The organism is Kitasatospora kazusensis (assembly GCF_039529945.1).
In the GTDB taxonomy this organism is placed as follows: domain Bacteria; phylum Actinomycetota; class Actinomycetes; order Streptomycetales; family Streptomycetaceae; genus Kitasatospora; species Kitasatospora kazusensis.
This window is the reverse complement of the sequence record NZ_BAAANT010000009.1, coordinates 144,632-169,967: the sequence shown is the minus strand read 5'-3', so window position 1 is coordinate 169,967 and position 25,336 is coordinate 144,632. Positions and strand designations below refer to the sequence as shown.

Below are 25,336 nucleotides of genomic sequence, written 5' to 3'. Positions count from 1 at the left end.
CGGCACTGTGGCGGAAGGGGCTGGGAGTGACCGGTGGGGCGTGGCAGCGCAGACAGCTCTGGCGGCGGTGCCGACGCATCGCGGACACCCTGCCGGTGTCGGCGGAGTTCGACCACACGGCCCTCACGGCTTCGCTGTCCCAGCGGCTCGGACGCCCGCTCGAGCTCTTACCACTGCCCTCGTCCTCGTGCGGTCCGTGCGGGCTGCTGATCAGTACCGACCGGGCCGAGTACATCGGCTACCCGAGCCACACCAGCCCCCTGCACCAGCGGCACATCGTGCTGCACGAGGTCGGCCACCTGCTGTGCGGCCACCGGGGTGACTCGGTCCTCGGGCCCGCCGCCGCCGAGGCCCTGCTGCCGAGCCTCCCGGGCGAGTTGATCCACCGGGTGCTCGGCCGCAGCGTCTACACGGAGGTCCAGGAGCAGGAGGCCGAGGTGTTCGCCTCGCTCGTCCTGCACCGTGCGGTCCAGCAGCGGCCCGTCCGGCTGCCCGGCCGTCCTCCGGTGGCGGCCGGCCCGGCGGACGCGGAGGCGGCGGCCCGGCTCGGTTCGCTGTTCGACGCGGCGGCGCACCACGGCGAGCCCGAGTCCGGCGACGCATGATCGACCTCCTCTCCTACCTGACCTGTGTCGTCGCCGTCCTCGGGGCAGGACACCGGCTCCGGCTGGCGCGCCGGTACCCCGTCGGAGCCGGGGCGCGGTACTTCTTCGGCTTCACCCTCTGCATCGGCCTCGCGATGGCAGTGCTGGCGCCCGCCACTGTCGGAGTGTTCGACCTCTGGCGCCCGCTGCGCACGGTGGGCCCGCTGCTCGGGACCGAGCTCAAGATCGGGGCCGAGTGCTACGTCGCCCTGCTGGCGCTCTCGCTGCGATCCGTCGGGGTGAACCGGCCGCAGGTGCGGCGCCAAGCCGTCGCGTCGCTGCTGGTGCTGGCGGCGAGCGCGGTGACGTACCTCGCGGCCGGCGTGACACCCGTGGGCACCGCGCTCACCGTCCCCGACAGCGGACGGGCCGTTCTGGCGGTCTACAACGCCCTGTTCAGTGCCCACGGCTTCTGGTGCGTGGGCCTGTTCACGGTGGTGATCTACCGGTCGGCCCGGCACGTGGCGCCGGGGCTGCTCCGGGTCGGCCTCCGGCTGATCGCGGGCGGCGGGGCGGCTGCCCTGATCTGGACGGTGCAGAGCATCGTCCCGCTGCTCGGCGGACTCACCGTGGGACGTCAGCACATCGGCGAGGACGCCTCGTCCGCGCCCGTCGCCCTGCTCACGCTCGTCCTCGCCATCAGCGGGGCGACACTGACGGCCTGGGGAGGCCGGCTGACCCGGCCCGTCCGCTGGCTGCGCGCACTGCGCGACTACCGCCGGATCGGCCCGCTCTGGTCGGCCCTGCACGCCGCCCGCCCGCAGATCGCCCTCGAGCCGCCCAGCACCCGGCCGGGCGCCGGCCGCCTGCCCGGGAACGCGGAGTTCGCGCTCTACCGCCGGATCATCGAGATCCACGACGGCCGGCTCGCCCTGCGCTCGCACTTCCACCCCCAGGTCCCCGCCTGGGCAGCCGCGGAGCCCGCCGCCTCCGTCGACAGCGGGCGGGCCTCCCCGGTCCGAGCGGCCACCGTCGAAGCCGCCGTCATCGCAGCCGCGTTGGAGGCCGCCGCCGTCGGCCACCGCTACCGGACCGACGACACCTACGACGCCACCGACGGCTACGCCCCGTACGCCGTCCGGGCCGACCTCGAAGCGGAGACCACCTGGCTGGCCCTCGTCTCCGACGCCTTGGCGAACTCGGTCGTCGTGGCGGACGTCCGGCGTCGCGTCCGGGCGGAACTCGGGGTGGAGAGCGGGGTGGAGAGCGGGCCGGCGATCGGCGCGGAAGGCAGCTGACCGCCGGCGGGCCAGGCCCTACGAGTACTTCCTGACCCGGCCGGACGCCGAGAAGTACGCCACCGAGCTGCTCGGCTGCCCTGAGGTGTCCCAGGCGGCGGGGCTGCGCGTTGCGGGAGGGCGCGGGGTTCGTTGCTTCCGGTTCGCGCGGTTCTCCCCCGGACGGACGGACGGGCCGGCCGCTGCCGCACGGCAGGACGAACGGGCCGGAACCCGCTAGTACTCTTGTCCCGGTCCGCCGGGGAGATGCCCCTGACCAGGGGGTTTGCATGCGTACCGTGTACTCCGCCACCGACTGCGCCGACGTGCCGGCGGAGCTGTCCGAGGCGATCAGGGAACTCGTCGACCCGGCCGGCCCCGCCGGCGACTGGTTCGAGCGGGAGACCTCGCTGATCAGCGGGAAGCGCGAGGTGTACACGGCCCGGGTGTTCTCCTACGCGGAGCCGGGGACCGGGCGGCTGCGGTGGGCGGTCCACCGCTGGGAGTGGGCGGGTGAGCGGCCGCGCCTGTGGCGCAGGTCCGACCGGCTCACGATCGAGGACACCGGGGACCGCGAGCGGGCCGTCGCCCGTTACGAGGAGATCGTGCGCGAGGACGCCGCACTGGGCCGGGCCGCCCACGGCGAGGACTTCACCTTCGACCGGACCGACGTCCCCGGCGTGCCGGGCTACCGGCTTGTGCCCTGCGAGGTCTGCGGCCGCCCGGTGGGCGAGGGCCGGATCGAGGCCGACATCTCCCGCAAGGGCGCCCCCACCCTCTACCGCGTCTACTGCTCGGAACGCCACTTCCGCCAGGATCTGGCCCGCCCGCTGCCCACCCCGCCCGCACCCCGGCGGCGGCCCGCCCCGCGACCGCCCCGGATCGACGGCGCCGCGCCGAACGAGGGCCTGACCTGCTCCGTGCTGCTGCTGGGCGTCTGCGTGCTGCTCCTGCTGCTGCCGGTCGCGAAGGCGCTCGGGCTGGTGTGGTGGTGACGGCGGCGTGGGCCCCCGGCCTGCGGAGGGATTACGGAGGGCCTGCGGCCGGTGGGGCAGCGGCCCGGTCGTGACCGGCTGGAAGTCGAGGGCCGGCGGGTCACGCGGCCGGGAGGCCGTGGCCGTGGCTGAAGGCGAAGAGGGCCAGCTGGATGCGGCTGGTGGCGCCGGTCTTGGCGCGCAGCCGGCGCAGGTAGGTGTCGACGGTGTGGGGGCTCAGCTGGAGGCGGCGCGCGATGGTGTCGTAGGTGGCTCCCTGGGCCAGCAGTTCCAGGACCTGGACCTCCCGGCGGCTGAGCGGAGGGGCTACGGCGGTGGTGGGCTGGGACATCTGGGCACTCTCCGGTCCGGTGGGAGTGGCGAGGACTGTGACGGGGGGAGCGGCGTGGAACGTGGTGCGGGGGAGTGGGGCCGAGGAGTGAGGGGCGGTTACATGTAGGGCTGGCAGAGCGGGGTGGTGCAGGAGCCGCCCCACGAGGTGTCGGCCAGCTGGACCCCGCTCGGCGCGGCGTCCAGGGCCACCGGGCCGGCGAACCCGAGCAGTGCCGTGAGCAGTGCGGCCGCGACGAAGAAGCGCTTCATGGTGTCCTCCTGGCAGGAACTGACGTGGTTGGGCCTGATGCGGCCTGCGGGGCGTGATTTAGCATGTCGAGCCAGCTGATCGTTTTCTATCGGGAGGCCACCTCACCAAACTGGGTGGCAGCAAGGTGATGGGGGACAGAGATGGACAATTCTCGCCAACCGGACGATCGGACCGGTGCCGCCGGCTCTGCCACGGCTCCTGACGCGGCCGATGCCGCCGTCTACTCCTGGATTCTGGAGCACCACCGGCTCGACCCCGCCGTCATCGCCGCTCAGTTGGGCCTGGAACCGGACGAGGCCGCCGCCTCGGTGGGCCGGCTGACCGCGCTGCGCCTCGTCTTCCCGGACCGGCGCGACCCGGCGGCCGGATACGCCGTCGCGCCGGAGGCCGCGATGGCCGAACTCGCCGCCCCCGTCGAGGCCCGAATCCGGCGCGAGCAGGAGGAGTTGGCCGAACGGCACGCCCAACTGGTCGGGTTCTTCCCGCACTACCAGCGCGGCGGACGGGCCGCGGGCGGCGACGGGATCGACGTCATCGACAGCCTCCAGGAGGTACGGGCAGCGCTCGACCGGGCCTCGGACGGCTGCCGGAGCGAGGTGCTGGCCAGCCAGCCCGGCGGCGGCAGCCGCGTACCGGAGGCCATGCAGGAGGCGCTCGGCCGCGACCGGGCGCTGCTCGAACGCGGCGTACGGATGCGCACCCTCTACCACCACACCGCGCGCTTCAACGGCCCCAGTCAGGCGTACGTGGAGGCGGCCTCGCAACTGGGCGGCGAGTACCGCACCGCCCATGAACTCTTCGGCCGCATCATCGTCTTCGACCGGGAGTTGGCCTTCGTGCCCGCCAGCGACGGCTCCTGGGGGGCGGTGGCGATCCGTCAGAAATGGCTGGTGGCCTACCTGTGCGAGATATTCGAGCAGTCCTGGTCCTGCGCCCGGCCGTTCTCCGCCGCCGCCGAGGAGGGGCTTGAGCAGGTCTCGCAGGAGATCGACCGGACCATCCTGCGACTGCTCGCCGCCGGGCTCAAGGACGAGACGATCGCCCGCCGGCTGGGGATGTCGCTGCGCACCGCGCGGCGCCACATCGCCGACATCATGGTCCAGTTGGACGCCGAGAGCCGGTTCCAGGCGGGTGTGGCCGCCGCTAGGGCCGGACGCTTGGACGACGAGTAGCCGCACCCCGGGAAGGGGCAGGGACGGGTGCACCCGCGTCACGTGGGTCCGTGACCGGGAACCGGTGACCCGGGAGCCGGGACCGGCATCGCGTGACTGTCCCGGCCGCGCCGCAGGATCCAGGATGGAGCTCAGCGAAGGGAAGACGCCCGACGCGAAGCTCCGGAGAGGGGGACGGCGATGCAGTGGGGACCGACGGAACGGGAACCGTTCGACGAGAACGGCTACCTCCGCGAACTGGCCGCCTTCCTCTCCGCCCGCTCCGGCGGGGGGCCCGCGCTGCTCTGGACGGACTACGAACCACCAGCGGCAGACGGCCCGTTCGACGCGGACCGGGTGACCGGCCTGGCCGACAGGCTGGGTGCGCTGCTCGGCCGCGCGGTCCGGGCCGTGCCCGGAGGCCCCGACGATCCGAGTGCCGCCCAGGTGCGGCAGGACGACGCCGAGACCCTGGTGCTCCAGCACTCCTCGGCCCTCGACGTCCTGGTCGGCACGTCGCTCGAAGGCCCGGTCGAAGGGTCGGCCGGACGGCCGGTCGGACGGCCGGCCCGCTCGCGGCACGCGCCGCTGACGGTACGCCTGTTGGCGGGGCAGGCGGTCTTCCTGCCGCGCCGCTCCCGCTACAGCCTGCGGCCCGAGCCGGGTTCCCGGCACACCGTGCTGCAGATCTCCACCACCACCACGTGCGATGACACCGGCGCCCCGCGCCGGACGGGTTGCGAGCCCGCCCTCAACTAGGGCCTGGGCGCACGCCCCCGCACGCCCCCTCAGACGTCCGACATCGGAGCCCGCTCGGCACTCCCCCGGCCTTCGGCCGGGAGGTACCCCGAAAGCCCCGCACGCTCGGCTGCCCTGCCCTGCCCGACTCGCCCCGATCCGGGCCGAGTTCACCGCTCCACCGAGCACACAACCGAAGGAGATCTCCATGAACATCTCGCAGAACGCCGACAGCCGTTCCACGGTGGCGAACCTGACCCGTAAGGCCGCGCTGTCCGTCGCGGTGGCCGCCGCCATCGGCGGTGCGGTGTTCGTCCCGGCGGCTTCGGCTTCGGCCGCGACCCCGAGCGTGGCCGCCGCCGGTCACGTGACGCCGGACCGCTGCGGCGACTGCCACCCGGACGTCATCTGACGAGTCGGCCCCACCGGCCGATCGCACGCACCGGCCGCACGTACCGGCCGCACGCACTGACTGACCGCACGCACCGACCCACCACCGAGCACACAACTGAAGGAGATCTCCATGAACATCTCGCAGAACGCCGACAGCCGTTCCACGGTGGCGAACCTGACCCGTAAGGCCGCGCTGTCCGTCGCGGTGGCCGCCGCCATCGGTGGCGCGGTGTTCGTCCCGGCGGCTTCGGCCTCGGCCGCGACCCCGAGCGTGGCCGCCGCCGGTCACGTGACGCCGGACCGCTGCGGCGACTGCCACCCGGACGTCATCTGACGATTCGGCCCCACCGGCCGACGACGGACTGACCGTTCTCCGGGCCTGCCGGTCACACGGCCGGCGGGCCCGGCCCGGACGCGAGCATCCACCGCCGACATGCGGCGCGGACTACCGACGTGAGAAAGAGAGATGGGCCATGAGTTGGCTCGAACGCTGTGTTGACGACGTGGACACCTTCCTTCGCACGCAGTGGCGGCAGGGTCCGGTGCTGTTCCGCCCGAGCAATCCGCCGACGGAGGTCCTGACGCCCGCCGACCTCGACGGCCTCATCGACAGCGGCATCCTGCGCGTCCCGTACGCCGGGTTGTTCACCGCTGCCGGAGCCGTGCCGGAGGAGCAGTTCTGCCCGCCCCGGATCATCGCCGGCCGGATCCTCGAAGGCTGTCTGGACCCGGAGCGCGTCCGGGCCCTCATCCGTGACGAGGACGCCAGCCTCCAACTGCGCTACGTCAACCACTGGCACCCGCCGGTGCGGGCACTGACCACCGGACTCACCGAGCAACTCGGCCGGCTGGCCGAGGCGTTCCTCTTCTACTCGCAGCCCGGACGCAAGGGCCCGGTGCACCGCGACGACGGCGACATCCTGGTGATCCAGCTGAGCGGCGCCAAGCACTGGCAGGTCTACGGCGGTCCCACCGAACCGAGTTGGCAGCCGCTGCGGGAGCCGGAGCCCGGTCCGGTCGTCCTCGACACCGTCGTCAGCGCGGGGGAGGTGCTCTACGTACCCAACGGTTACGCCCACGCCGCCGAGGCCGCCGGGCCCGGCCCGTCGCTCCACATCACCGTCGCTCTGCGCGAAGCCGGCGCCGGGCACCTGCGCGGCGAGCTGCAGTCGCTGCTCGCCGCCGGGCTGGCCCTGCCCGCCCGCCCGCTGGACGACGCGGACCTGACCAGGACGGCGGCCGACCTCCTCGACCACTTCCGGGCCCAACTCGCCTCCGCCGCACCGGAGTCCCTGGTGGCCAGCGCCCGCCTGCACGCCTTCAGCAGCCGTCCGACGGCCTGAGCCCGAGAGGAAGACCATCATGACCCCGACCATGACCCTGACCGCGCCCCCGGCCTCTGTCGCACCCCCGGCAGCGTCCCCGGCCCCGGCCGTGACCACGGACTGGCTGACGCGCTGCGTGGCGGACGAACAGGAGTTCTTCGCCACCCACTGGCGGACGGCCCCGGCGGTGCTGCGCCCGGCGGACCCTCCCGTCGACGTGTTCACCGTTGCGGAGCTGGACGGCCTGCTCGACCACGGCCTGCTCAAGGTGCCGTACGTCGGCCTCGTCCACGAGGACAGGCACGTGCCGACCGAGCGGTTCTGCGAACCCAGGGTCGTCCTGGGCGAGGTGGTCGAGGACTACGCGGACGCCGCGTCGGTGCGCGGCCTGATCCGGGACGAGCAGGCCACCGTGCTGCTGCGGTACGTCGACCAGTGGCACCAGGGGGTCCGGACGCTGACCGGCGCGCTGGCCGAGCGGTTCGGCCGCCAGGTGGAGGCGTTCTTCTTCCTCACCCCCGCCGGCACCCAGGGCCGTCCGGTGCACCGCGACGACGCCGACGTGCTGGCGATCCAGATCAGCGGCGAGAAGCGCTGGCGGGTGCACGCCGGGCCGGCCGACGGGAACTGGGAGCCCAGCCGGGAGGACACCGACCCCGGCGAGGTGCTGCTGGACACCGTGCTGCGGCCCGGTGAGGTCCTGTACGTGCCGAGGGGTTTCGCGCACTTCGCCTGCGCGGTGGGCGACGAGCCCTCGGCGCACCTGTCGCTGACCGTCCGCGAGGTCGGCACCGCGAACCTGTACGCCCTGCTCCAGGCCCTGGTCACCGGCACCGTCGACCTCCCGGGCCGTCCGCTCGACGACGCCGCGATGGTGGCGGCGGCCGACACCCTGATCACGCACTCCCGGGAGACGCTGGCCGGGCTCACCCCGCAGGCGCTGATCGAGCACGCGCGTACGCTGATGCGCGGAGCGCTGCCCGCCGAGTAGGTCCGGGGGCGGCGCGGTACCCGCCCCCGGGCCACCCGTCAGACCCCGGTGAGGCGGCGGGCCGAGGGCCGGAGGTAGACGGCCCAGGTGAGGGCGGAGCAGAAGGCGTAGGCGGTGAGGAAGGCCAGGTAGGCGGCGTCCCCGTTGTGGCTGGTGAGGAAGGACTGCCGGAAGGCGATGTTCACCAGGACCCCGCCGAAGGCGCCCACCGCACCGGCCAGGCCGATCAGGGTGGAGGCGCGCCGGCGGGAGTCGAGCTCGGCGGCCGCCGGGTCCCGGCCGGCCGCGACGGCGGCGCGGGCCCTGGCCTGGAAGACGCCCGGGATCATCTTGTACGTGGAGCCGTTGCCGATGCCGCTCAGTACGAACAGGGCGGTGAATCCGGCCAGGAACAGCGGCAGCGAGTCCGCCCGCGAGGCGGCCAGCACGAGACCGGCGCCCGCCGCCATCGCGACGAAGGTCCCGAGCGTGACGCGGGCCCCGCCCCAGCGGTCGGCCATCCGCCCGCCGACCGGCCGCACCAGCGAGCCCAGCAGCGGTCCGAGGAAGGTCAGGTACGCGGCCTTGACCGGGGTGTCGAACTGGTGCGGGAACTGCACCTGCAGCACCTGCCCGAAGGCGAAGCCGAAGCCGATGAACGACCCGAAGGTCCCCACGTACAGGGTGGACATCACCCAGCTGTGCGGTTCGCGGAGCACCTCGCGCAGTGCGCGCGGGTCGCCCTTCACCCTCGGCAGGTTGTCCATCCGCAGCGCGGCGCCCAGGGCGGCCAGCACGATCAGCGGCAGGTAGACCAGCGGCACCAGCCTCGGGTGCGCGGCGCCCGCCGTGGCCAGCACCAGCAGTCCGAGCAGCTGCACCACCGGGACGCCCAGGTTGCCGCCGCCGGCGTTGACGCCCAGCGCCCAGCCCTTGAGCCGCTGCGGGTAGAACGCGTTGATGTTCGCCATCGACGAGGCGAAGTTGCCGCCGCCCACCCCGGCCACGCAGGCCACCGCGAGCAGCGTGCCGTACCGGACGCCGGGGGTGAGCACCACCCCGGCCAGCACCGTCGGGACCAGCAGCAGCAGTGCGCTGAACACCGTCCAGTTCCGCCCGCCGAACCGCGCCACCGCGAAGGTGTAGGGCAGCCGGAGCAGCGCGCCGAGCGCCGTCGGCAGCGCGGTCAGGGTGAACTTGCCCGCGGCGTCGATGTGGTAGCGCGGGCCGAGGAAGAGCACCAGCACCGACCAGAGGCTCCAGACCGAGAAGCCGATGTGCTCCGACAGCACCGAGAAGACCAGGTTGCGCCGGGCGATCCGGGCGCCCGCCTGCTCCCAGAACTCCAGGTCCTCCGGACGCCAGTCCTCGATCCCGGCCGGCCGGCCGGCGGACGCGGTTCTCTCGACGGTGCTCATGCCCGGCTCCCGGCCTCGACGGGAGCGTGCTGCGAACCGCGCACCGGCCAGACCCGGAGTACCGCGCGCCCGCCGTCGGGGGCGGTCTCCTCGTCCAGGCAGCGGCCGTCCCGCAGGTCGAAGACCTGCTTGTACATCGGCGAGGCGACGGTCGGGGTGTCGCCCCGGCTGCCGAGGATGCCGCGCGAGAGCACGTAGGTGCCGCTGAACGGGTCCCGGTTGTCGACGGCGTACAGCGTGCCGGCCCGGTCGCGGAACACCGCCACCTGGTCGCCGTCGAGCAGCACGGCGACGCCGCGCCCGGGGATCAGGTCGTCGTAGGAGCAGACGTGCTGCCAGCGCGAACCGTCATGGATCTCCACCTTCACGTCAACGGTCATGCGGTGCGTACCTCCAGTCGGGGTCCGGAGACCAGGGTGAGCAGGTGACCGTCCTCGCCGGGGCGGGCCGGGCGGATCTGGCCGCGCTCGGGGACGAACGTCACGGCGGGGTCGGGGGTGCCGGGCGCGTTGACGAACGACGCGAACCGCCGCAGCCGGTCGGGGTCGGCCAGGGTGGCCGCCCACTCATCCTGGTAGCTGCCGATGTGGCGATCCATCAGTTCGTCAAGTTCGGCGCAGATTCCGAGCGAGTCGTCCAGGACGACCGCCCGCAGGTGCTCCAGGCCGCCGTCCAGGCGTTCCAGCCAGGCGGCGGTGCGCTCCAGGCGGTCGGCGGTGCGGATGTAGAACATCAGGAAGCGGTCGATGGTCCGGATCAGCGTCTCGCGGTCCAGGTCGGCGGCGAGCAGGTCGGCGTGCCGGGGGGTCATCCCGCCGTTGCCGCCGACGTGCAGGTTCCACCCGGTGGAGGTGGCGATGATGCCGAAGTCCTTGCTCTGCGCCTCGGCGCACTCGCGGGCGCAGCCGGAGACCGCCGACTTGAGCTTGTGCGGCGAGCGCAACCCCCGGTAGCGCAGCTCCAGTTCGATGGCGAGCCCGACCGAGTCCTGCACCCCGTACCGGCACCAGGTCTCGCCGACGCAGGACTTCACGGTGCGCAGCGACTTGCCGTACGCGTGGCCGGACTCGAAGCCCGCGTCCACCAACCGCTGCCAGATCGGCGGCAGTTGGTCCACGCTCGCGCCGAACAGGTCGATCCGCTGGCCGCCGGTGATCTTCGTGTAGAGGCCGTAGTCGCGGGCGATCTCGCCGATGGTGATCAGGCCCTCGGGGGTGATCTCGCCGCCGGGGATGCGCGGCACCACCGAGTACGAGCCGTTGCGCTGGAGGTTGGCCAGGAAGTGGTCGTTGGTGTCCTGGAGCGCGGCCTGTTCGCCGTCCAGGATGTGGCCGTTGCCCAGGCTCGCGAAGATCGAGGCCACGGCCGGCTTGCAGACGTCGCAGCCCTCGCCGGTGCCGTGCCGCGCCAGCAGCTCGGAGAAGCTCGTCAGGCCCTTGAACCGGACGATCTCGTACAGCTCCGAGCGGGTGTGCGCGAAGTGCTCGCACAGCCCGGTGTCGACGCTGACCCCGGCCGCTTCGAGCTCCTCGGTCACGATGGTGCCGAGCAGCTTGACGCAACTGCCGCAGCCGGTACCGGCCTTGGTGCACTTCTTGACCTCGGCGACGCTGCCGCAGCCCTGGTCGGCGACGGCGGAGCGGATCGCGGCCTTGCTGACGTTGTGGCAGGAGCAGACCACTGCGTCGTCCGGCAGCGCCACCGGCCCGCCCGGCGCGAACCCGGCGGGCAGCACCAGCTGTTCCGGCGCGACCTGGAGCGGCTTGCCGCCGATCGCGAGCGGGCGCAGCACGCCGTACGCCTCGGTGTCGCCGACCAGCACGCCGCCGAGCAGCGCGCCGTCCCGGCCGATGACCAGCTTCTTGTAGACGCCGGAGCGGCTGTCGCTGTACAGCACCTCCAGCGCGCCCTCGGCCGTGCCGTGCGGGTCGCCGAAGCTGGCCACGTCCACGCCCAGCAGTTTGAGCTTGGTGGAGGTGTCGGCGCCGGTGAACCCGCCCGGCAGGCCGGCCAGCGCGCGGGCGGCCGTCTCGGCCATCGCGTAGCCGGGGGCGACCAGGCCGTAGACCCGTCCGTCGGCCGCCAGCGCGCACTCGCCGACCGCCCAGACGTGCGGGTCCTCGGTGCGGCAGTGCTCGTCCACCACGATCCCGCCGCGCTCGCCGACCGGCAGGCCGCAGTCCCGGGCCAGCTGGTCGCGCGGGCGGATCCCGGCGGAGAAGACCACCAGGTCGGCGGCCAGCTCGCGGCCGTCCGAGAGGGCCATCGCCCGGACCCGGCCGTCGGCGGTGGTCTCGACCCGCTGGGTGCCGGCGCCGGTGTGCACCGTGACGCCCAGCTCCTCGATCTTGCGGCGCAGCAGCGCGCCGCCGCCCTCGTCGATCTGCAACGCCATCAGGCGCGGCGCGAACTCGACCACGTGGGTGTCGAGGCCCATCGCCCGGAGCGCGCCCGCCGCCTCCAGGCCGAGCAGCCCGCCGCCGACCACCGCGCCGACCCGGGCTCCCTCGGCGCCGGCCCGGATCGCCTCCAGGTCCTCGATGGTGCGGTAGACGTGGCAGCCGTCGGCGTCGTGGCCGGGCACCGGCGGGACGAAGGGGTACGAGCCGGTGGCGAGCACCAGCGCGTCGTAGGACAGGGTGTGCCCGGCGCGGGTGGTGACCGTCCGGGCGGCGCGGTCGACCGCGGCCACCGGGTCGCCGAGCCGCAGCTCGATGCCGTGCTCGGCCAGGAACCCGGGCGGGCAGAGGGACAGTTCCTCGGCCGTCCGGCCGGAGAACCAGGAGGTGAGCTGGACCCGGTCGTACGCGGGCCTGGGTTCCTCGGCGAGCACGGTGACGCGCCAGTCGGCCGCCCCGGGCTGTTCGACCAGCGCCTCCAGGAACCGCTGGCCGACCATGCCGTGTCCGACCAGGATCACGTCCTTCGGCCGGTGATGCGTCGTCATCTTCGGTCTCCTCAGCTGGTGGAGGTGATCAGGTGCGGGGAGTGTCGGTCGTGGCCGCCATGGGGACGACCATGACCGGTGGGCGTTTCGTCACCGGGTCACCCGTGTTGCGCCCGGGGTACACGTCCCTCACATCCCCGGCGGCCCCAGGTGCGCGGGCGGACATCCGCGTAACACGAGGGGGTGATTCGCTTACGCCGACGAGACCGCCGGGCAACGCCGCCGAAACCTGGCCCCCGGACCCTGCGGGTTATGAGAACCACCACCGAGCACCAGGGCCCGCTGACCGGTTTCACGATCGGGGTCACCGCCGCGCGCCGCCGCGACGAGATGGTCGCCCTGCTCAGCCGGCGCGGCGCCCGGGTGGTCGAGGCGCCGGCGCTGCGCATCATGCCGCTGGAGGACGACATCGCGCTGCGCCGGGCCACCGAGGCGTGCCTGACCGCCCCGCTGGACTACGTCGTCGCCACCACCGGTGTCGGCTGGCGCGGCTGGATGAGCGCGGCCGACGGCTGGGGCCGGGGCGCGGCGCTCGCCGAGGCCTGCCGGAGCGCGGTGGTGCTCACCCGGGGCCCCAAGGCGACCGGCGCGGTCCGGGCCAGCGGACTCGACGAGGGCTTCTCGCCCGGCTCCGAGGCCACCGACGAACTGCTCACCTGGCTGCTGGCCCGCCCGCTGGCCGGCCGCCGGATCGCCGTCCAGGAGCACGGCGTACCACTGGACGCCTTCGCGGCGGCCCTGCGCGAGCGCGGCGCCGAGGTGATCTCCGTGCCGGTCTACCACTGGGCCCCGCCGGAGGACCCGGCGGCGCTGCTGAAGCTGGTGGAGCAGACCGTACGCCGCGAGGTGCACGCGCTGACCTTCACCAGCGCCCCGGCGATCACCGCCTTTCTGGAGACGGCGGCCGCGGCGGGCCTGCTGCCCGCCACGCTGGACGCCCTGCGCGGGGACGTGCTGCCGGTCTGCGTCGGCCCGGTCTGCGCGCGGCCCTTCACCGAGGTCGGCCTGCCGGTGATCTGGCCCGAGCGCGGCCGGCTCGGCGCACTGGTCCGGACCCTGACCGAGGTGCTCCCCACCCGTTCCAGACGGCAGCTGACCCTGTCCGGGCGGGTACTGGTGCTCCAGGGCAACGCCCTGCTGGTCGACGCCGAGAGCTACTGGCTCTCACCCAAGGGCGCGTCGCTGCTCCGGGCACTGGCCGAGCAGCCCGGCCGGGTGCTGAGCCGGGCCGAGCTGCTGCGCCGGGTCTGGGCCGACTCGGGCGCGGACGAGCACGCGGTGGAGGCGGCGGTGGCGCGGCTGCGGGCGGTCCTCGGCCCGCACGGGGACCTGATCCGTACCGTCCCCAAGCGCGGCTACCGGCTGGCGGCCGGATGACCGCCGGGACGGGGGCGGCCGCCCCCACGCCGGCGGCCGGCCCCGCGCTGCCGGCTGTTCCCACGCCGGGTGCCGCGACCACGCCGGGTGCCGCGACCACGCCGGGTGCCGCGCCCACGCTGCTGGCCGTCGCGCACGGCACCCGCGACGCGCAGGGCGTCGCCGCGACCCGGGCGCTGCTCGACCGGGTCCGGGCGCTGCGCCCCGAGCTGCGGGTCGAGTGCTGCTTCCTCGACCTCGTCCGTCCCTCGCTGCCCGAGGCGCTCGCCGGGCTGACCGGCGACGTGGTGCTGGTGCCGCTGCTGCTGGGCGCCGGGTACCACGTCCGGGTGGACATCCCGGCGGCGCTGGCCGGCGCGCCCCACCTGCGGGCCCGGCTCGCCCGCGCGCTCGGGCCCGACCCGCTGCTCGCCGACGCCCTCGCGGACCGGCTGGCCCGGACCGGCTGGCGGCCGGGCGACGGCCCGGTGGTGCTCGCGGCGGCCGGCTCTACCGACCCGGCCGCCAACGCCGACACCGCGGCGATGGCCCGGCTGCTGACCCGTCGGCTGGCGGCCCGGCAGCCGGTCGTCCCGGCCTTCCTGTGCGCGGCGGGCCCGACCCCGGCCCAGGCCGTCGCGGAGCTGCGCGCGGCCGGCCACCGGCGCGTCGCGCTGGCCGGATACCTGCTCGGCCCCGGCCACTTCGCCCGCCGCGCCGAGGCGGCCGGCGCCCGCTGGTCCGCCGCACCGCTCGGCGACCACGACGCGGTCGCCCGGCTGACCGCGCGCCGCTACGACGAGGCGTGCGCCGTCCGCTCCGGATCATGAGATTCACCGGTTCCCTAGGCGTACCAGGGGGAGCGCTGGAAGGATGGGCCCGGGCACAGCCGGCCGGCACCTCGTGGACACCTCCCGTTTCCCCGGCGGCAGCCTCGGGCCCGCACACTTGGCCCCGCTCATCCCCGGTGATCGAATCCGGACCGTTCGTGCTCCCCTGATCGAAAGGAAGCGCAGCCGATGGCCTCCCGCCTCTCCGTCGTCGTCCCGGTCTACAACGTCGAGCGCTACCTCCAGGAGTGCCTCGACTCGATCGCCGCCCAGACCTTCGGCGCGTTCGAGTGCGTCATGGTCGACGACGGATCGACCGACGGCAGCGCGGCGATAGCCGAGGCGTTCGCCGCGGGGGACCCGCGCTTCCGGCTGGTCCGGCAGGAGAACAAGGGCCTCGGGGCGGCCCGCAACACCGGCTGCCGGCACCTCGGCCCGGACTCCGAGTACCTGGCCTTCGTGGACAGCGACGACACCCTGCCGCCCGGCGCGTACGAGCTGATGATCCGCACCCTGGACGAGACCGGGTCGGACTTCGCCACCGGCAACGCGCTGCGGCTGCGCACGTCCGGGTACTCCCCGTCGCACGCCCACCGCAAGCCGTTCCGGGAGACCCGGCTCAAGACCCACGTGACCGAGATCCCGTCCCTGGTCACCGACCGCACCGCCTGGAACAAGGTCTACCGCCGCAGCTTCTTCGAGGCGGCGGGCGTGCACTACCCCGAGGGCATCCTGTACGAGGACGCGCCGGTCAGCGTGCCGCACCACTTCCTGGCCACCAGCGTGGACGTGCTCTCCGAGCCGGTCTACCACTGGCGGGTGCGCGAGGACGGCGAGGTGTCGATCACCCAGCGCAAGACCGACCCCAGGGGCCTGGTCGACCGGGTCAGGTCGATGGAGCTGGTCCGCGAGTGGCTGCTCGCCCGCCCGGAGCCGAAGTTCCGCGAGTACCTCCGCTCGTACGACGAGAACAGCCTCGTCGAGGAGATCCCGATGTTCTTCTGGTCGGTGCCGGACGGCGACCGGGCGTACCGCGAGGCCTACCGGCAGCACGTCGGCCGGCTGCTCCGCGCGATCGGCCCCGAGCAGATCGGCGCCCTGAACTCCCAGCTCCGGCTGAAGTACCGGCTGACCCTGGCGAACCGGATGGACGCCTTCGTCGCGCTGCAGCGGGTGCACCGGGTCGTCCGCAACCGCCGCCAACTGCTGCGCGGCACCGCCCGGGGCGCGGCCGCCCAGCAGGCGCCGGGCAAGACCGCACCGGCCGGCGGCTGACCACGTCCGGCGACTGACGACGTCCGGCGGCCGACCGCGTCCGGCGGCTGAGCACGGCCGCTGCCGGACGGTGTCGCCGCCGGACGGGCCGGTCAGACGGCTGCCAGGCCTCCGGCCAGCACCTCGGCGGTGGTGAAGACGTCCGGGTGGTGGCTTCGCATCAGGTAGGCCGACACGGCGGAGGACAGCCGGCCGACCACCTGGTGGTCGCCCCGGGTGGCCGCCAGCTGGATCAGCGTGGTCAGGTTCGCCGTCTCCCGCTCGAACCAGACCGCCGCCTGCGCCGGGTTCTCGAAGGGAGCCGCCTCGGCCCCCGGCTCCGCGGTACCCGGCTCCACGGCCTCCGGCTCCACGGCCCCCGGGCCGAGCAGCCGGGTCGCCGCGCCCGCCCGCCGGACGTACCAGTCGGACATCCGGTCGAGCGCGGGCGCCCGCTCGGACGGCGGGAGCCCGCCGGACCGGCGGACGTGCAGCCGCACCAGCTCGTGCATCGCGAACCGGTCCTCGGCGACCTGGTCCAGCAGGTGGATCTCCTCCAGCGCCCGCAGTGACCGGCGCAGTCGGAGCGCGGACGAGGCCTCCGGCGCCCCGGTCAGCGCCCCGGCCAGTGCCCCGGCCGCCGCCAGGCACAGGCCCGGGCCGGGGTGGAGGCTGAGCAGGTGCAGCAGCCGGGCCTGCTCGGCGGTCAGCCGCCGGAGCGTGTGGTCGAGCGACCCGGACAGGGTGCGGTCGTCGCCAGGCAGCTCCAGCCCGGCCAACCGGTCCTCCTCCGGCGCGAGTTCGGCGGCGAGCCGGGCGAGCGGGGTACTGGGCTCGGCGGCCAGCCGGGCCGCCGCGATGCGCAGGGCCAGCGGCAGGCCGCCGCACAGCCGGGCCAGCTCGCGAGCCGCGTCCGGTGCTGCCGCGACCCGCTCGGCGCCGGCGATCCGGCCGATGACCTCGACCGACTCCTCGGGCGTCAACACGGTGAGCGGGACGGCGGCGGCGCCGGTCCCGGCCACCAGCCTGCTCAGCCTGCTCCGGCTGGTCACCAGGGTGCGGCAGAGCGCCGACCCCGGCAGCAGCGGACGGATCTGCTGGTAGTCCTGGGCGTTGTCGAGCACCACCAGCACCCGCAGGCCGGCCGTGCAGGACCGGTACAGGTCCTCGCGCTGCGCGAGATCGGCCGGGATCCGGGCGCCGGGGACGCCGAGGGCGAGGAGGAACCGCTCCAGCACCCGGCCGGGGAGCTCCGGGTCCGCCGCGTCGTACCCGTGCAGATCGACGAAGAGCTCGCCGTCGGGGAAGGCGTCGGCGTTGCCGTGGGCCCAGCGCAGGGCCAGCGAGGTCTTGCCCGAGCCGGCCGGTCCGCTGAGCACGGCGATCCGCGCCGCATCGGGTCCGGGGTCGAGCAGCCGGTCGAGTGCGGCCAGCTCGCGCCCCCGGCCCACGAACCCGGCCGTCGGCCCGGGGACCTGGGCCGGCCGGGGGCTCTGCCGCCCGGCGTCGGCCGGCGGTGCGTCGGCTGCGGGCGTGGTGGCGGGTGCCGCGTCGGCCGGCCGGGCGGCGGTCGGTGCCCGGTGGCCGACGGGTGCCGTCAGTACGGCGGCCGGCCGGTGCGGCGGGACCCACAGCCCGGGTTCACCGCGCAGCACGGCCAGTTCCAGATCGGCCAGGCCGGGCCCCGGGTCCAGCCCGTACTCCTCGGCCAGCACCTCGCGCGACCCGCGGAGCACGCTCAGTGCGTCGGCCTGGCGCCCGCTCCGGTAGAGCGCCATGGCCAGCCGTTCGGTGATCGACTCGCGGGCCGGGTACCTGTTCAGGAGCGCGGTCAGGTCGGGCACCAGCTCCAGGTGCCGCCCGGCCAGCATCTCCAGGTCGGCCAGCAACTCGTAGGCGACGAAGCGTTCTTCCTCCAGCCGGACGCGGGCCGGCTCCGCGAACGGAGCGTCCACCCCGTCCAGCGCCACCCCGCGCCACATGCCGAGGGCCTCCCGGAGCAGCAGCACCGCACCGTCCCGCTCGTCGCGGTCGACCAGCTCCCGCGCCGCGGCGAGCCGGCTGCTGAAGGCCGTCGCGTCGAGTTCCTCCTCCTCGACGCTCAGCCGGTAGCCGGCCGGCTCCGAGGAGAGCCGTTCGGCGATCACCGCGGGCAGTCCGCCGCGCAGCGCCGAGACGGCCGAGTGCACCTGCGCCCGGGCGGTCCGCGGCGCCGCCTCCGCCCAGAGGGCGTCGACCAGTTGGTCGGTCCCCACCCGGCGGTTGGCGTGCAGGAGGAGGAAGGCGAGTACCGCCCGCCGCCGTGGGCGGACCACGTCGACGAGCCGTCCGTCGGAGTGGATTTCCAGTGAACCGAGAATTCCGTAATGCAAGGGAGCCCCCATTGGTACAGCGTTGCCGGGCGAGGAGGTTTGTCCGGTTGCGAGGACTTCATCCCGCCGGATCCGATCCTTTCGGACCGGCCCCATGGGCGGCTAACACACTGCTAACGGATCTTCTCCGGGCTCGGCCTCCCGGGGTTCCTTCTCCGCCTGACCCGGCTTCTCCGGGGCCCGTCCGTTCCCGGCTCGGCCGGCCACCCGGCAGGTGGGCGCGGCGTGGCCGCGGGGCCGTCCGCGGTGACGCGGGTGGCCGGGCCGGGCGGCAGTAAGGGCAACGGCGGGGAAACACGCCCGGGCCGCGGCGCTCACCGGCCCGGGTGGTCCGCCCGCTCCGGCGCCGGGCGCGGTCACCTCCGCCGCAACCGTCCGGCCGGCGGCCGCCCGCGCTCCGTGAGAGCGGCGGGTGCACCGGCCGGCGGGCGCGGTGTACCTCGCCGGTGCACGGTACGGCGGGGATGCCGCCCCGGTGCACTGCCACATCCCCCGTGAACGGTGCACCGGGTTTTCTCGGCACGAAGACCATCCTGCCCGGTTGTTCTATTCGCCTTCCCCTCGTCCTCTACTCGCCCGAAAGAGCGGGCGAGTAGAAGGGCCAATACGTCGAAATGTGACCCAGGTCACATCCATGAAAATGCGCTTGCCAGCCTGACGAGGTCCGGAGGTACGGTTCCGATGTCGAACTCCGGAGCGAATGCACGTGTCAGTGCTGCGTCAGCACTCCGGCGGCTCGGGTGCGCCGAGGGTGGCACCGCCGCCGATGGGGGAGACCGTGTGGGGCTCGTCCGTGTTGACGGAGTAACCCTGGTTGCCGCCGCGGACGTTGGAGAAGTGGTACTGCAGGTGCGGACCGGCCACCAGTGGCTTGACCAGCGCGACGAACTGGTAGGGGCCGGGGTGCCCGGCCGTCGCCACGATGCCGTAGGCCTCGGTCGGGTCCATCGTGATCGGCAGGGTGATTGGCAGGACCCCGCCCCACCGCTGAGCGTGCGTGGTGATGCCGGAGACCGTGCCGCCGAGGTCGGCCTCGACGTCCACGCTGCCGACCGGTCCCTGGGCGGTGTTGTTGACGACGAACTCCCACTGGGTGACCTGCGCCATGTCGGTGGTGGGGCCGCCGGGAGCTTCGCCGCTCGCCAGCATGAGCGTGGTCACCGTCGGGTACTGCGCCTTCACCTGCGCCAGGACCTTGTCCGTGAGCTGCGCCAGGGTGAGTTGCGCGCGCACCGCCGACGCCCGCAGCCCGGCCCCGGCCGGGACGGCCGAGCCGACCGGGGCCAGGGCCGTCCGGGGTGCGGCGGCTTGGGCCGCACCGGCCCCGCCGCCGGCCATGGCGGCGAAGCTGAGGGCGGCGACGGTGCAGGCAAGGCTCGTTCGAAGTCTCACGACAGGTCCTCCAGGGCGAGTTGGGTGCCCCCCTGACGCAGTGTCGACCACCCGTGGTGATCCGGCTCGCTGGGCGGGCATCCGGTGGAACGCGCCATGACTTTTGCGGGAGGTGCGGGAGGTGCGGGCCCGCGCCGCGACCGGCCGGTGGCCCGGCCCGGCCCGGTCCGGTCCCGCGTGGCCCGGCCCGGCCCGGCGTCCCCGGCCGTACTCGGTTGCCGGGGACGCTCGGGGCGCCGGGGACGCTACGGAGTGCTCGACTCCTGCCGCAGGGCCTCGACCGCTCGGGCGAGCACCATGGCGCGGAACGGGTTCACGGCGTCCAGGGCCCCGGCCACGGCCACCGCCTCCTCCAGCAACTCACGGCGATGGCCCGGGAGTTCGCGAAGCCCGTGCGAGCGGCTGGCCTCCACCAGCACGTAGGCGAGCTTCGACCCGTAGACCTCCGGGCTGACCTGGGTCAGTACCCGGTATACCCACAGCGCATCCGGCCCGCGCAGCACCCGCCGATTGGTGCCGAGCAGCTTCACCTTGGCCCGAAGTACGGTGTCCTGATCCATCGTTGCCCCCTCGTCCGGTCACTTCCGCCCGGGGCCGCCCGCCGGCGGCGGGGCAGCACGACGTACGTGCCGGCTCCCGAGGGCGGGTGCCGGCACGTGAGCCGGGGAAGTGGATGACGTTGAGTCTGCGGGCCGCCGGGGTGCGGGGACAAGGGCGAAGACGGGTGCTCTCCGTCCTACCGCCATGACCCCTGATCAGGCATGATGGAGTCGACACTCCGCCGACGGCGGTCACTTGCCCGGCCCGGCCGGCACCTCCCTGTGAGGGTGCGACGGGGCCGCCCGAGGTGAGGCCGATCCGGCGTCCGGAGCCCGGGGCCTGCGGCGGGGTCGGCCGGGCTCAGGCGAGTGAAGCCAGAGCGGCGCCCAGGCGGGCGGCGGCCTCGTCGGCCACGGACTGGAGCTCGGGCAGGCCGGTGAGGGCGACCATGGCCTGTGGGTCGAGGGCCTGGACGAGGGTGTGGTCACCGTCGCGCCGCACGACGACGTTGCACGGCAGGAGCAGGCCGCCGCCGACCACTCCGGCTACACCCTGATCCAGGCCGTCCCCGGTACCGACCCCTCCGACCCCGCCCTCAAGGCCACCGTCGCCGAACTGCGCGACCACCTGCCCGCCCGTGCCATGGTCGGCGGCGCCGCCGTGGAGAACCTCGACCTACAGGCCGCCCTCGACACCAGGACCCCGCTGGTCTGCGTCATCCTCACGCTCGGCTTCGCCCTGCTGATGCTCGCCCCCCAGGAACCGCTGGTCGCCCTGCTCGGGACCACCACCAACCTGCTCGCCACCGCCGGGCTCCTCGGCTGCACCCCGCAGGGCTCCCTGGACGGCTGGGTACCGGTCTTCTTCTTCACCTCCGCCTTGCCTGAACGCCGACGACCTCCAGGCCGCCGCTCCCGAGCCGAACCCGGCTGGGGCGGCGGTCTTGGCGGCGATCAACGGAAATGGCGGGAGACCCTCGGGGCAGCTGAGCGACCGGCTCGCCCAGGCCTCGGCGTACCGGTTGGTGCACGGGGGAATGAAAAATCCCCCGATGAGCGATCTCACCGGGGGATTTTCGCTGTTCAGCAGCTGTGGCCAGGGCCGGGGTCGAACCGGCGACCTCCCGCTTTTCAGGCGGGCGCTCGTACCAACTGAGCTACCTGGCCGTACTGCACCGCCTCTTGCGAGGCGAGCGATCCTGACGGGACTTGAACCCGCGACCTCCACCTTGACAGGGTGGCGAGCTAACCAACTGCTCCACAGGACCTCGTGCGGATCTTATCCGCCTCAGCATCTTGCGACGCTGACTTTACTACAGGTAAAGACTTTACTGCCGTGCCCCCAACGGGATTCGAACCCGTGCTACCGCCTTGAAAGGGCGACGTCCTGGGCCACTAGACGATGAGGGCTTGCGGCCCGCCCGGCTGGCTTCCAGCGGTCGGGGACGTGAGAAGCATATGGGATGTGGGGTGGGAACGCCAAAACGGTTTCGGCCGTGCGGGCGGCGGCCTGCACGGCGGCCCGATGCGGGCCCCGCGTCGGGCTCGCACCGGGTCCGCGTCTGGCCCTCGGCGGCCAGCGGTGGCGGGCCCCGGTGGTGGTCGGCGGTCAGGACCAGCCGAGATCGTGCAGCTCGTGGTCGTCGAAGCCGAAGTGGTGGGCCACCTCGTGGATCACGGTGGTCCGGACCTCCGCGACGGTCTCCTCGTAGCCGGTGCAGTGCCGGAGGGTCGGGCCCATGTAGATGATGATCCGGTCGGGCAGGACCCCGGCGTACCACTCGCCGCGCTCGGTGAGCGGTGTGCCCTCGTACAGGCCGAGCAGTTCGGGGTCCTCCGGGGCCGGTTCGTCCTCGACGAAGACCGCGACGTTGTCCATCATGGCCGCGAGCTGCGGGGGGATCTGGTCGAGGGCGTCGGCGACCAGCGTTTCGAACTCGTCCCGGGTCATGTCCACCGCCCCATTGTCGGGTGCCGGGTGACGGTATGCCAGGTGATCGGCTCCGGTGATTCACTGGAGTGCGGGTTCTCGGACGGTCGGAGCAGTCGGAGAGTGACATGACCAGGTTGACGGGCGGTGCGCTGCGGCTGACGGTCCTCGTCGGCGAGAACGACACCTGGCGGCACCGGCCGCTCTACTCCGAGATCGTGCACCGGGCCCACGCCGCCGGCCTCGCCGGGGCGAGCGTCTTCCGGGGGATCGAGGGGTACGGCGGTTCCTCGCCCGTCCACACCGTGCGGCTGCTCTCGCTGAGCGGGGACCTGCCGGTGTCGGTGGTGATCGTGGACGCCGCCGAGCGGGTCCGGGCGTTCCTGCCGCAGCTGGACGAGTTGGTCGGGGCCGAGGGCGAGGGTCTGGTCGTCCTCGACGCGTGCGAGGTCTACCGCCCCCGGCCGCCGGAGCCCGGCCGGTAGCGGCGGGGCGCCTAGTGGCTCAGGGCGGCTCCGAGCAGCGGGCCTCCGAGCGGCCCCCGGGTGGCGGCGGTGGGCCGATTGGCGGGCCGTCGCCCGTGTCCGGGGGTGCCACCCGCGCGTTGGGCACCGAAAGCGGCTCCGTGGGACCAGCGTGCGCCGCTCGGTCTGCCGGTGGCGGCCGTCCCTGGCGGGGCGGGCAGGAGAGGTAGCGCGCGTGATGGCGGTTCGTACGACTCGTTCGGTCCCGGCGGTGCAGACCCGTGCGGAGGGCGGGCCCCGGCTGCGGGGCCGGGCGCGGGCGCGGGTGGCCGGCGGGGTGCTGCTGGCGCTGGCCGGGGTGGGCCTGGCGGGCTGCATGTCGGTCGGGGCGAGCTCCTCCGACCAGCAGCCCGCCATCCAGCCGGTCGGGCAGGGCGGGGTGATCGGCCGGACCGCCGGGGCCGCGCCCGGCGGCGGGCACGGCGGTGGCGGTCAGCGCCAGGAGCGCTCGACCTCGGCCCCGGGCGCCTCCGCCGGCGCCTCGGAGGCCGCCGCGCCCAGCGGCTCCGCTCCGGCCGTTCCCGCCGCCGGCCCCGGGGCGACCCCGCCCGTGGCCGGCGGGGTGCCCGGCGCGCAGCCGCCCGTGCCGAGCGCCAGTGCGGTCGCGCACCCGTCCGCCTCGCACGCCGCCCCCGGCTCCCCGGCCGCCAGCCCGTCCGCCTCCGCGGAGCCCTCGGCGAGCGCCGCCCCCAGTGCTTCGGCGGCCCCCTCCGGGTCGGCCGCACCGGCTCCCTCTCCCAGTAGCGCCGGATCGGCAGTACCCTCGGGGGGAGCGGCTGGTCATTAATGGCCTGGCCAGCAGATTTGCCTTTGATCCCTAGGTTCGCCTATGGTGGTAGATCGTTCGTATGATTCATTTGTCTGGCGCCCTTTTCCCTTGGCGCCCTTGGCGCGTTCCGGCGATCCGTGGCTGACCGCATAGAGGCGGTTGTGTAACAGAACCCCGGACTTAGGCGCGTGCCACTTCCGGAAGGTTTTGCATGTCTCTCGTTGACGACGACCGCTTCGCCATGCCCGCGAGCGGTTCGGACGCCGATGTCCCGACCACCCTCGACACCACCGACGCCGCCGCTGAGGCCGTCGAGAGTGCCGAACTGATCGACCCCACCGACTCCTTCGACGCCGCTGACGACGCGGTCGACGCCGACGACGCCTTCGAGGCGGACGAGGACGTCGAGCCCGCCGAGCCGACCATCACCTTCGGCGACCTGGGCCTGCACGACGACGTCGTGCGCTGCCTCGCCAAGAAGGGCGTCACCACCCCCTTCCCGATCCAGGCCGCGACCATCCCGGACGCCCTGGCCGGCAAGGACGTGCTGGGCCGTGGCCGTACCGGCTCCGGCAAGACCCTGAGCTTCGGCCTCCCGCTGCTCACCCGCCTCGCACAGGGTGAGCGCACCAAGCCCAAGCACCCCCGCGGCCTGATCCTGGTCCCGACCCGCGAGCTGGCCATGCAGGTCGCCGACGCGCTGGAGCCGTTCGGCTCGGTGCTCGGCCTCAAGCTCAAGGTCGTCTGCGGCGGCACCTCGATGTCCAACCAGATCTACGCGCTGGAGCGCGGTGTCGACGTCCTCGTCGCCACCCCCGGCCGCCTGCGTGACCTGATCAACCGTGGCACCGCCAAGCTCGCGGACGTCCAGATCACCGTCCTCGACGAGGCCGACCAGATGGCCGACATGGGCTTCCTGCCCGAGGTCACCGAGATCCTCGACCAGGTGCCGACCGACGGTCAGCGCCTGCTCTTCTCCGCCACGCTGGAGAACGAGATCGACGGCCTGGTCAAGCGCTACCTGACCAACCCGGTCACCCACGAGGTCGACGCGGCCCAGGGCGCCGTCACCACCATGAGCCACCACATCCTCGTGGTGAAGCCCAAGGACAAGGCGCCGATCACCAACGCGATCGCCGCCCGCAAGGGCCGGACGATCATCTTCGTCCGCACCCAGATGGGCGCCGACCGCGTCGCCGAGCAGCTCATCGAGGCCGGCGTGAAGGCCGACGCGCTGCACGGCGGCATGACCCAGGGCGCCCGCACCCGGGTGCTGGGCGACTTCAAGGACGGCTACGTCAACGTCGTCGTCGCGACCGACGTCGCCGCGCGTGGCATCCACGTGGACGGCATCGACCTGGTCCTGAACGTCGACCCGGCCGGTGACCACAAGGACTACCTGCACCGCTCGGGCCGTACCGCCCGCGCCGGCCGCTCCGGCACCGTCGTCACCCTGGTGCTGCCGCACCAGCGCCGCGGCGTCTTCCGCCTGATGGAGGACGCGGGCGTCGACGCCGGCCGTCACATCCTCGACCACGCCTTCGACCCCGAGGTGGCCCGGATCACCGGCGCCCGCTCGCTGATCGAGGTCCAGGCCGAGAGCGCCGCCGGCATCGCCGGTGCCGCCGAGCGTGAGATCGCCGACATGACCAAGCAGCTGGAGCGCGCGCAGCGCCGCGCCACCGAGCTGCGCGAGGAGGCCGACCGCCTCGCGGCCCGCGCCGCCCGTGAGCGTGCCGAGCTGGGCATCGAGGACGAGGCCCCGGCCGAGACCTCGGGCGACGCGGCGGAGGCCGGTTCGGCCGAGGCCGTGACCGAGCCGACCGCCCCGGCCTTCGAGGCCGAGCGCACCCCGGCCTACCGCGAGGCGCGCACCGAGCGCCCCTCCTACGGCGACCGCGACAACCGTGGCGGTGCCAGTGGTGGTTACGGCAACCGCGATGACCGTGGTGGGCGTCCGCAGGGTGGCGGTTTCAACCGCGACGACCG

The 25,336-nt window shown here is 73.9% G+C and carries 24 protein-coding genes, 3 tRNA genes and 1 pseudogene; 15 read left to right on the top strand and 13 right to left on the bottom strand.

Going from position 1 to position 25,336, the window contains the following annotated elements; all coding sequences use genetic code 11:
• Positions 1–26 precede the first annotated feature (26 nt).
• The 3 genes from ABD330_RS10810 (at position 27) to ABD330_RS10800 (ending at position 2,856) form a co-directional block, all read left to right on the top strand.
• Positions 27–605: an ImmA/IrrE family metallo-endopeptidase gene (locus ABD330_RS10810; protein WP_344463397.1), complete on the top strand. Its 579-nt coding sequence runs from the start codon at positions 27–29 to the stop codon at positions 603–605.
• Positions 602–1,882, top strand: a complete 1,281-nt coding sequence (locus ABD330_RS10805) for an MAB_1171c family putative transporter (protein ID WP_344463395.1) — start codon at positions 602–604, stop codon at positions 1,880–1,882. Before ABD330_RS10810 ends, ABD330_RS10805 begins: the two co-directional genes overlap by 4 nt.
• Positions 1,883–2,151: 269 nt before the next feature.
• On the top strand, positions 2,152–2,856 hold the full coding sequence (locus tag ABD330_RS10800) for a hypothetical protein (RefSeq protein WP_344463393.1): 705 nt from the start codon (positions 2,152–2,154) through the stop codon (positions 2,854–2,856).
• Between the two features lie 100 nt (positions 2,857–2,956).
• On the opposite strand, the gene ABD330_RS10795 is transcribed toward ABD330_RS10800, so the two are convergent.
• Together ABD330_RS10795 and ABD330_RS10790 are read right to left on the bottom strand one after the other, a co-directional pair.
• Complete coding sequence (locus tag ABD330_RS10795) at positions 2,957–3,187, bottom strand: response regulator transcription factor (protein WP_344463391.1); 231 nt, start codon at positions 3,185–3,187, stop codon at positions 2,957–2,959.
• 98 nt (positions 3,188–3,285) lie between these two features.
• Positions 3,286–3,438, bottom strand: coding sequence for a hypothetical protein (locus ABD330_RS10790; protein WP_344463389.1), 153 nt, complete (start codon positions 3,436–3,438; stop codon positions 3,286–3,288).
• 141 nt (positions 3,439–3,579) lie between these two features.
• Between ABD330_RS10790 and ABD330_RS10785 the strand changes: the two genes are divergently transcribed.
• The 6 genes from ABD330_RS10785 to ABD330_RS10760 all read left to right on the top strand — a co-directional run bounded on the left by ABD330_RS10785 (position 3,580) and on the right by ABD330_RS10760 (position 8,037).
• The gene (locus ABD330_RS10785; RefSeq protein WP_344463387.1) at positions 3,580–4,611 is read left to right on the top strand and encodes a helix-turn-helix transcriptional regulator; all 1,032 of its coding nucleotides are present in this window, start codon (positions 3,580–3,582) and stop codon (positions 4,609–4,611) included.
• 180 nt (positions 4,612–4,791) lie between these two features.
• Positions 4,792–5,349: a hypothetical protein gene (locus tag ABD330_RS10780; RefSeq protein ID WP_344463384.1), complete on the top strand. Its 558-nt coding sequence runs from the start codon at positions 4,792–4,794 to the stop codon at positions 5,347–5,349.
• Between the two features lie 187 nt (positions 5,350–5,536).
• Positions 5,537–5,740, top strand: coding sequence for a hypothetical protein (locus tag ABD330_RS10775; protein WP_344463382.1), 204 nt, complete (start codon positions 5,537–5,539; stop codon positions 5,738–5,740).
• 111 nt (positions 5,741–5,851) lie between these two features.
• On the top strand, positions 5,852–6,055 hold the full coding sequence (locus ABD330_RS10770; RefSeq protein WP_344463382.1) for a hypothetical protein: 204 nt from the start codon (positions 5,852–5,854) through the stop codon (positions 6,053–6,055).
• A 139-nt stretch (positions 6,056–6,194) separates the two neighbouring features.
• Entirely contained in the window at positions 6,195–7,064 is an 870-nt protein-coding gene (locus tag ABD330_RS10765; protein WP_344463380.1) for a JmjC domain-containing protein, read from the top strand.
• Positions 7,065–7,083: 19 nt separating this feature from the next.
• Positions 7,084–8,037 carry a JmjC domain-containing protein gene (locus tag ABD330_RS10760; RefSeq protein ID WP_344463378.1) on the top strand — a complete coding sequence of 318 codons (954 nt, stop codon included), beginning with the start codon at positions 7,084–7,086 and terminating at the stop codon, positions 8,035–8,037.
• Between the two features lie 38 nt (positions 8,038–8,075).
• Here ABD330_RS10760 and ABD330_RS10755 read toward each other — a convergent pair whose 3' ends face one another.
• The 3 genes from ABD330_RS10755 to nirB are packed head-to-tail and all read right to left on the bottom strand — an operon-like array spanning position 8,076 to position 12,381.
• The gene (locus ABD330_RS10755; RefSeq protein ID WP_344463376.1) at positions 8,076–9,434 is read right to left on the bottom strand and encodes a nitrate/nitrite transporter; all 1,359 of its coding nucleotides are present in this window, start codon (positions 9,432–9,434) and stop codon (positions 8,076–8,078) included.
• Positions 9,431–9,814: a nitrite reductase small subunit NirD gene (nirD, locus tag ABD330_RS10750; RefSeq protein WP_344463374.1), complete on the bottom strand. Its 384-nt coding sequence runs from the start codon at positions 9,812–9,814 to the stop codon at positions 9,431–9,433. Before nirD ends, ABD330_RS10755 begins: the two co-directional genes overlap by 4 nt.
• Positions 9,811–12,381, bottom strand: a complete 2,571-nt coding sequence (gene nirB / locus ABD330_RS10745; protein ID WP_344463372.1) for a nitrite reductase large subunit NirB — start codon at positions 12,379–12,381, stop codon at positions 9,811–9,813. The genes nirD and nirB overlap by 4 nt, the downstream gene beginning before the upstream one ends.
• A gap of 252 nt (positions 12,382–12,633) precedes the next feature.
• On the opposite strand from nirB, the gene ABD330_RS10740 reads away from it, so the two are divergent.
• The 3 genes from ABD330_RS10740 (at position 12,634) to ABD330_RS10730 (ending at position 15,842) form a co-directional block, all read left to right on the top strand.
• Complete coding sequence (locus tag ABD330_RS10740; protein WP_344463370.1) at positions 12,634–13,758, top strand: uroporphyrinogen-III synthase; 1,125 nt, start codon at positions 12,634–12,636, stop codon at positions 13,756–13,758.
• A complete protein-coding gene (locus ABD330_RS10735; protein ID WP_344463368.1) occupies positions 13,755–14,567 on the top strand; it encodes a sirohydrochlorin chelatase in 813 nt (270 codons plus the stop codon). Before ABD330_RS10740 ends, ABD330_RS10735 begins: the two co-directional genes overlap by 4 nt.
• Positions 14,568–14,756: 189 nt before the next feature.
• Entirely contained in the window at positions 14,757–15,842 is a 1,086-nt protein-coding gene (locus tag ABD330_RS10730) for a glycosyltransferase family 2 protein (protein WP_344463366.1), read from the top strand.
• 92 nt (positions 15,843–15,934) lie between these two features.
• Here ABD330_RS10730 and ABD330_RS10725 read toward each other — a convergent pair whose 3' ends face one another.
• The 8 genes and pseudogenes from ABD330_RS10725 to ABD330_RS10690 form a co-directional block, all read right to left on the bottom strand.
• Positions 15,935–18,193, bottom strand: a complete 2,259-nt coding sequence (locus ABD330_RS10725; RefSeq protein ID WP_344463364.1) for an AfsR/SARP family transcriptional regulator — start codon at positions 18,191–18,193, stop codon at positions 15,935–15,937.
• 720 nt (positions 18,194–18,913) lie between these two features.
• Positions 18,914–19,585 (bottom strand): hypothetical protein, encoded by a 672-nt coding sequence (locus tag ABD330_RS10720; protein ID WP_344463362.1) that lies wholly within the window; start codon positions 19,583–19,585, stop codon positions 18,914–18,916.
• A gap of 245 nt (positions 19,586–19,830) precedes the next feature.
• Positions 19,831–20,145 carry a hypothetical protein gene (locus ABD330_RS10715; RefSeq protein ID WP_344463360.1) on the bottom strand — a complete coding sequence of 105 codons (315 nt, stop codon included), beginning with the start codon at positions 20,143–20,145 and terminating at the stop codon, positions 19,831–19,833.
• A 340-nt stretch (positions 20,146–20,485) separates the two neighbouring features.
• Positions 20,486–20,653, bottom strand: a pseudogene (locus ABD330_RS10710) (DUF302 domain-containing protein); the annotation flags it as partial.
• 564 nt (positions 20,654–21,217) lie between these two features.
• Positions 21,218–21,291 (bottom strand) — tRNA-Phe (locus tag ABD330_RS10705).
• A 27-nt stretch (positions 21,292–21,318) separates the two neighbouring features.
• Positions 21,319–21,392, bottom strand: a tRNA-Asp gene (locus tag ABD330_RS10700).
• A gap of 69 nt (positions 21,393–21,461) precedes the next feature.
• Positions 21,462–21,534, bottom strand: a tRNA-Glu gene (locus tag ABD330_RS10695).
• A gap of 199 nt (positions 21,535–21,733) precedes the next feature.
• Positions 21,734–22,075: a metallopeptidase family protein gene (locus tag ABD330_RS10690; protein ID WP_344463482.1), complete on the bottom strand. Its 342-nt coding sequence runs from the start codon at positions 22,073–22,075 to the stop codon at positions 21,734–21,736.
• Between the two features lie 107 nt (positions 22,076–22,182).
• On the opposite strand from ABD330_RS10690, the gene ABD330_RS10685 reads away from it, so the two are divergent.
• From ABD330_RS10685 to ABD330_RS10675, 3 genes are all read left to right on the top strand, one after another.
• Complete coding sequence (locus ABD330_RS10685; RefSeq protein WP_344463358.1) at positions 22,183–22,539, top strand: DUF190 domain-containing protein; 357 nt, start codon at positions 22,183–22,185, stop codon at positions 22,537–22,539.
• A 250-nt stretch (positions 22,540–22,789) separates the two neighbouring features.
• Positions 22,790–23,365, top strand: coding sequence for a hypothetical protein (locus ABD330_RS10680; protein WP_344463356.1), 576 nt, complete (start codon positions 22,790–22,792; stop codon positions 23,363–23,365).
• 193 nt (positions 23,366–23,558) lie between these two features.
• Positions 23,559–25,336: DEAD/DEAH box helicase (locus ABD330_RS10675; RefSeq protein ID WP_344463354.1), on the top strand; the 1,778-nt coding region annotated here is incomplete at its 3' end.

What these genes read in the sequence shown, in the direction of transcription:
- ABD330_RS10795 (WP_344463391.1), bottom strand. Translation starts at nt 3,187, where the DNA reads ATGTCCCAGCCCACCACCGCCGTAGCCCCTCCGCTCAGCCGCCGGGAG.
- ABD330_RS10805 (WP_344463395.1), top strand. Translation starts at nt 602, where the DNA reads ATGATCGACCTCCTCTCCTACCTGACCTGTGTCGTCGCCGTCCTCGGG.
- ABD330_RS10715 (WP_344463360.1), bottom strand. Translation starts at nt 20,145, where the DNA reads ATGGATCAGGACACCGTACTTCGGGCCAAGGTGAAGCTGCTCGGCACC.
- ABD330_RS10775 (WP_344463382.1), top strand. Translation starts at nt 5,537, where the DNA reads ATGAACATCTCGCAGAACGCCGACAGCCGTTCCACGGTGGCGAACCTG.
- ABD330_RS10685 (WP_344463358.1), top strand. Translation starts at nt 22,183, where the DNA reads ATGACCAGGTTGACGGGCGGTGCGCTGCGGCTGACGGTCCTCGTCGGC.
- ABD330_RS10735 (WP_344463368.1), top strand. Translation starts at nt 13,755, where the DNA reads ATGACCGCCGGGACGGGGGCGGCCGCCCCCACGCCGGCGGCCGGCCCC.
- ABD330_RS10755 (WP_344463376.1), bottom strand. Translation starts at nt 9,434, where the DNA reads ATGAGCACCGTCGAGAGAACCGCGTCCGCCGGCCGGCCGGCCGGGATC.
- ABD330_RS10760 (WP_344463378.1), top strand. Translation starts at nt 7,084, where the DNA reads ATGACCCCGACCATGACCCTGACCGCGCCCCCGGCCTCTGTCGCACCC.
- ABD330_RS10770 (WP_344463382.1), top strand. Translation starts at nt 5,852, where the DNA reads ATGAACATCTCGCAGAACGCCGACAGCCGTTCCACGGTGGCGAACCTG.
- ABD330_RS10690 (WP_344463482.1), bottom strand. Translation starts at nt 22,075, where the DNA reads ATGACCCGGGACGAGTTCGAAACGCTGGTCGCCGACGCCCTCGACCAG.
- nirB (WP_344463372.1), bottom strand. Translation starts at nt 12,381, where the DNA reads ATGACGACGCATCACCGGCCGAAGGACGTGATCCTGGTCGGACACGGC.
- ABD330_RS10790 (WP_344463389.1), bottom strand. Translation starts at nt 3,438, where the DNA reads ATGAAGCGCTTCTTCGTCGCGGCCGCACTGCTCACGGCACTGCTCGGG.
- ABD330_RS10765 (WP_344463380.1), top strand. Translation starts at nt 6,195, where the DNA reads ATGAGTTGGCTCGAACGCTGTGTTGACGACGTGGACACCTTCCTTCGC.
- ABD330_RS10780 (WP_344463384.1), top strand. Translation starts at nt 4,792, where the DNA reads ATGCAGTGGGGACCGACGGAACGGGAACCGTTCGACGAGAACGGCTAC.
- ABD330_RS10800 (WP_344463393.1), top strand. Translation starts at nt 2,152, where the DNA reads ATGCGTACCGTGTACTCCGCCACCGACTGCGCCGACGTGCCGGCGGAG.
- ABD330_RS10785 (WP_344463387.1), top strand. Translation starts at nt 3,580, where the DNA reads ATGGACAATTCTCGCCAACCGGACGATCGGACCGGTGCCGCCGGCTCT.
- nirD (WP_344463374.1), bottom strand. Translation starts at nt 9,814, where the DNA reads ATGACCGTTGACGTGAAGGTGGAGATCCATGACGGTTCGCGCTGGCAG.
- ABD330_RS10730 (WP_344463366.1), top strand. Translation starts at nt 14,757, where the DNA reads ATGGCCTCCCGCCTCTCCGTCGTCGTCCCGGTCTACAACGTCGAGCGC.
- ABD330_RS10740 (WP_344463370.1), top strand. Translation starts at nt 12,634, where the DNA reads ATGAGAACCACCACCGAGCACCAGGGCCCGCTGACCGGTTTCACGATC.